Raw genomic sequence first — 4,350 nt, 5'->3', positions numbered from 1 at the left:
GAACAAGGCTTCCTGATCAAAGATCGGGAAGCCTTGTTCTATTGGGGCATAAATGATTATTTGTTATTATTTTTGTAACGCCTTCTCCAAATTGGCCAAATTCTCGCGCATAACCGATAAATAATCTTTGCCTTGTTTCATTTCTTCTGCAGTCAGGTTTTCCACCGGATTGAGCACTAAGAGGCCTGCTCCGGTTTCTTTGGCAATGGTGTCGGCCAGTTTGGGGCTGACCAATGTTTCGAAAAATATGTATTTAACCTGATGGGTGCGGCAAAAATCAACTACCTTTGCCATCTTATCAGCAGTAGGTTCGCTATCTGGCGCTAAGCCCATAATGCCAATCTGCTCAAGATTATAGCGCTTAGCCAGGTAACCGAAGGCGATATGGGTGGTAATGATATCGCGCCGTCCTGCTTTAGACAGGGTGGTTTGATAGTCACTGTCGAGTTTGACCAATTCCTGAATAAAGCGTTCCGCATTCTTTTGATAATAGTCTTTATTCGCCGGATCAACCTCACTTAATGCCTCGGCAATGGCTTTTACCTCCTGCTGGGCATATACCGGATCCAGCCAGACATGAGGATCTGTTTCAGACTCATGCTTGTGCTGATCTGTTTGTTTATCCTTGTCATGCTGCTGGTGGCTCGCTTCGTCTTCATCCTCGTCTTCCTCACCGGCAAGTAACGGGATTCCTTTGCTAACCTCTACAGCTTTCACTGTGGCTAATACATCTTTACTTAGCAGCTTATCCACCGGTTCAAGCCCGGCGCCATGATAGAGCACTAATTTAGCTGACTTAATTTTCACAATATCCTGGGCAGTTGGTTCCCAGTCATGCGGTTCAGCGCCTGGAGGCATCAGCATAGCTACCTCAATCTTATCGCCTCCCACCTGGCGGGCAAAATCATAAACAGGATATACGGTTGCGAAAACTTTAAGCTTATCAGGGGCCGACTGGGTGGATTTTGTCTTAGTGCCACAGCCGGCCAGCGTTACTAATACAGCAGCGCACAGCAATAACACCAGACCTATTCTCGTTATGTGTCTCATGAAAAACCTCCTCATACGTAAAAAATTAACCAATTTTGCGGCAATCTGCACAATATCCGTAGAACTCCAGGGAGTGAGCAGTGATCTTAAAGCCGCCAGCCTCTGCCCTTGCCAAATCCGGCTCGTGGATGGGACAAAAATCCAGGCATTCTGCTTTGCCGCACTGTAAACACACGGTGTGATGGTGATGGCCGTTTACCGCAATCTCATACACATTGCCATCCCGTCCCTTAGTGCGCACCTCATGAACCAATCCCATCTCAACCAAGAGGCTCAAATTGCGATAAACAGTGTCCAGACTCATCTCGGGGAATTTTTGTCGCACCGCTTCTAATACTTTTTGGGCTGTGGTGAACTTATCACCCTGCTTCAAGGCCTCAATCACAACACGGCGTTGCGGCGTAACCTTATGCCCCTGTGCCCGCAGGGCAGCAATCCACTTCTCCATATGCGTTACCTCTTAAATAATAATATTACTATTTACAATTATACTACTTTTAATCATAATTGTAAATGTCTGGTATAAATATTATAGTGTAGTAGCATTTTGCTTGGGAGAGTGAAGAATATGCCATTCCTAGAAAAAGTTACCTGGAATGACCTAATGAACGTCAAGATGATTTTTTTGAGCATTATCATTGAAGCACTGCCGTTTATTCTTGTAGGGGTATTTATTTCCGCACTTATTAATCAACTGGTTTCTGAACAACTGATTGCGCGGTTATTGCCAAAAAACAAGCTCTACAGCATCCTCCCTGCCTGCTTCATTGGTGTACTGTTTCCAGTCTGCGACTGCGGTATTGTACCAATTGCCCGCAGATTGATAAAAAAGGGGGTCCCGCTGCCTGCAGCAGTCGCCTTTATGCTGACTGCGCCTATTGTCAATCCGGTTGTAGCCTCAGCAACCTCCTTTGCCTTTAACTCACCGGCCATTATGTGGCTCCGCCTGGGTATGGCGTTACTTGTTGCCATCTGCACTGCTTTATGTTTGGGTAACATTTTTCGCAGCCCGGAGCTGCGAAGCCAGGCTGCTTTACAAGATTATGAGCACCCCTGCGGGTGTAATCATGGTGCTGATTGCCAATCCTCATGGTATAACCGCTGTTTAAATGTCCTGTCTGATTCGTGTAATGAATTCTTTGAGATGGGCCGTTATCTGATCTTCGGCGCATTACTTAGTTCAATTGCCCAAACCTTTATCCCTCATACAATTATGACTAGTGTTGGGCAAGACCCGACTCTTTCAATAGCTGTTATGATGGTGTTTGCTTTCTTTGTATCTATTTGTTCGACCTCTGATGCCTTTATCGCCGCCTCGTTTAGCGGCTCTTTTACAATCGCGTCTTTACTGTCCTTCATGACCTTCGGGCCTATGATCGATCTCAAAAACACCTTCATGTTATGCCATACATTTCGTCCACGGCTAGTGTTAACCTTAGTTTTGCTTACCAGCCTGTTGTGTTTTATAAGTGCTTATCTTTTACACATTCTATTGCAGGGGGTGCTGCTATGAAAGCCCGTGCTATATCGATTACAGCTGTTATAAAAACAATGATTTTAACCGGTTTTTTTCTGCTATTGGCATGGTTGGCCCAAACAGGCGAACTGGCGCTATTTATTAATCCCCGCTTCAAACCATTAACAGAGCTGTCGGCCTACTTGCTCTTAGCCATGAGCGTTGTGCAGGCAACACAGATTATTCATAAACCCAGTGTGCATAGCCACACCAGTTGCTGCGGTCATAGTCATAATGGCAGCTTACTTCCGTTTATTCTGACCCTGCTGGTGGCTTTCTTGCTGCCCAATAATAGTCTTGATGCCAGTGTCGCTGCCAATAAAGGGCTCAATTTCCGCCTCTCAGGTGATACTGAAGCAGCGTTAACCAATATACCGCGCCCATTGGCGGAGACCCTGACTAAAGCCCAGCTCATCCAGGTGACAGATATTAACTTTACCGAAGTCATGTTTGAGGTTAACAGTTTCCCTAACGACTATGCCGGCAAGGAAATTGAGCTCACCGGATTTGTTTTAAAGGACGCCACTATGCTGCCTGCACATTTTGCCCTGGCCCGTTATGTAATCGTCTGCTGCTCTGCCGATGCTTCCCCTTACGGCCTGGTATGCAATTATCCGGTAACCGATTACCCTGCAGACACCTGGCTTACCATTCGAGGCACAATTCAACTGGAAAAACAGCAGAATAAAAATACGGCGGTAGTAAACGTTACCACCGCCAAATCAGTGCCTAAACCGGCCCGCCCCTATATCTATCCCAGCATGTAAAAAAAGCGCTCAGCAGTTAATACTGCAGAGCGCTTCTTGATTATTATTCTTCGCCAAACAAAGGAGTTGACAGATACCGTTCACCGGTATCAGGCAGAATAACTACTATTGTTTTCCCTTTATTCTCAGGACGTTTGGCCAATTCTGTAGCAGCGTAGAGGGCCGCGCCGCTGGATATGCCAACAAGCAAGCCTTCGGTAGCAGCTGCATCTCTGGCAGTCTGGTAAGCTTCATCTGTTTGGACTTTAATGATTTCGTCAATAAGGCCAGGCTTAAATACATCTGGCACAAAGCCGGCGCCAATCCCCTGAATTTTATGTGGACCAGGATTGCCGCCAGAGAGTACCGGCGAGTCTGCCGGCTCAACAGCAACTATTTTTAATCCTGGTTTGCGTTCTTTAAGGGCTTCGGCAATACCGGTAATCGTTCCACCGGTTCCTACACCGCCCACAACAATGTCGACTTCTCCATCAGTATCATTCCAGATTTCCTGAGCAGTCGTTTTACGGTGTATTGCAGGATTAGCCGGATTTTTAAACTGCTGCGGTATCCAGGCATCAGGGGTAGTAGCAACAATCTCTTCGGCCCGCGCGATGGCGCCTTTCATCCCTTTAGCGCCTGGAGTGAGCTCAATTTGCGCTCCCAGGGCTTTGACCAGTTTACGACGTTCAATACTCATGGTTTCAGGCATTGTTAAAATCAGTTTATACCCACGGGCAGCGGCGACAAACGCCAGGCCAACACCAGTATTGCCGCTTGTTGGCTCTACGATGACGGTATTCTTATTGATAAGACCCTTCTCTTCAGCATCTTGAATCATTGCTAAGCCAATGCGGTCCTTGACACTTCCCAGTGGGTTAAAGTATTCAAGTTTAGCAATTACCTTACCGCCAAGATCTTTTTTCGCAGAGTAGCTTTTCAGCTCGACAAGGGGCGTATTACCAATTAGTTCAGTCAAATTCCCATAAATTTTAGCCACAGTATCCCATCCTCTCATATCGCTAATGATATTTTAAC

5 protein-coding genes are annotated in these 4,350 nt (G+C 46.3%); 2 read left to right on the top strand and 3 right to left on the bottom strand.

Annotated features, from left to right (window positions below):
• Nucleotides 1–66: 66 nt before the first annotated feature.
• Together VN379_RS07975 and VN379_RS07970 are read right to left on the bottom strand one after the other, a co-directional pair.
• The gene (locus VN379_RS07975; protein ID WP_325532597.1) at nucleotides 67–1,050 is read right to left on the bottom strand and encodes a metal ABC transporter substrate-binding protein; all 984 of its coding nucleotides are present in this window, start codon (nucleotides 1,048–1,050) and stop codon (nucleotides 67–69) included.
• A gap of 25 nt (nucleotides 1,051–1,075) precedes the next feature.
• A complete protein-coding gene (locus VN379_RS07970) occupies nucleotides 1,076–1,498 on the bottom strand; it encodes a Fur family transcriptional regulator (protein ID WP_325532594.1) in 423 nt (140 codons plus the stop codon).
• A 120-nt stretch (nucleotides 1,499–1,618) separates the two neighbouring features.
• Here VN379_RS07970 and VN379_RS07965 point away from each other — a divergent pair, with 120 nt between their 5' ends.
• Both VN379_RS07965 and VN379_RS07960 read left to right on the top strand, forming a co-directional pair.
• Entirely contained in the window at nucleotides 1,619–2,563 is a 945-nt protein-coding gene (locus VN379_RS07965; protein WP_325532592.1) for a permease, read from the top strand.
• Complete coding sequence (locus VN379_RS07960) at nucleotides 2,560–3,333, top strand: TIGR03943 family putative permease subunit (protein WP_325532590.1); 774 nt, start codon at nucleotides 2,560–2,562, stop codon at nucleotides 3,331–3,333. Before VN379_RS07965 ends, VN379_RS07960 begins: the two co-directional genes overlap by 4 nt.
• Nucleotides 3,334–3,376: 43 nt before the next feature.
• Here VN379_RS07960 and cysK read toward each other — a convergent pair whose 3' ends face one another.
• Entirely contained in the window at nucleotides 3,377–4,312 is a 936-nt protein-coding gene (gene cysK, locus VN379_RS07955; RefSeq protein WP_325532588.1) for a cysteine synthase A, read from the bottom strand.
• Between the last annotated feature and the right edge of the window lie 38 nt (nucleotides 4,313–4,350).

Origin of the sequence: Sporomusa sp., from assembly GCF_035561255.1 — a bacterium.
Classification (GTDB): Bacteria; Bacillota; Negativicutes; order Sporomusales; family Sporomusaceae; genus Sporomusa.
The sequence above is the reverse complement of the archived record's forward strand: the minus strand, read 5'-3'. Positions and strand labels throughout refer to the sequence as shown.

Coding starts and splice junctions, on each gene's coding strand:
- VN379_RS07960 (WP_325532590.1), top strand. CDS start 2,560: ATGAAAGCCCGTGCTATATCGATTACAGCTGTTATAAAAACAATGATT.
- VN379_RS07970 (WP_325532594.1), bottom strand. CDS start 1,498: ATGGAGAAGTGGATTGCTGCCCTGCGGGCACAGGGGCATAAGGTTACG.
- VN379_RS07965 (WP_325532592.1), top strand. CDS start 1,619: ATGCCATTCCTAGAAAAAGTTACCTGGAATGACCTAATGAACGTCAAG.
- VN379_RS07975 (WP_325532597.1), bottom strand. CDS start 1,050: ATGAGACACATAACGAGAATAGGTCTGGTGTTATTGCTGTGCGCTGCT.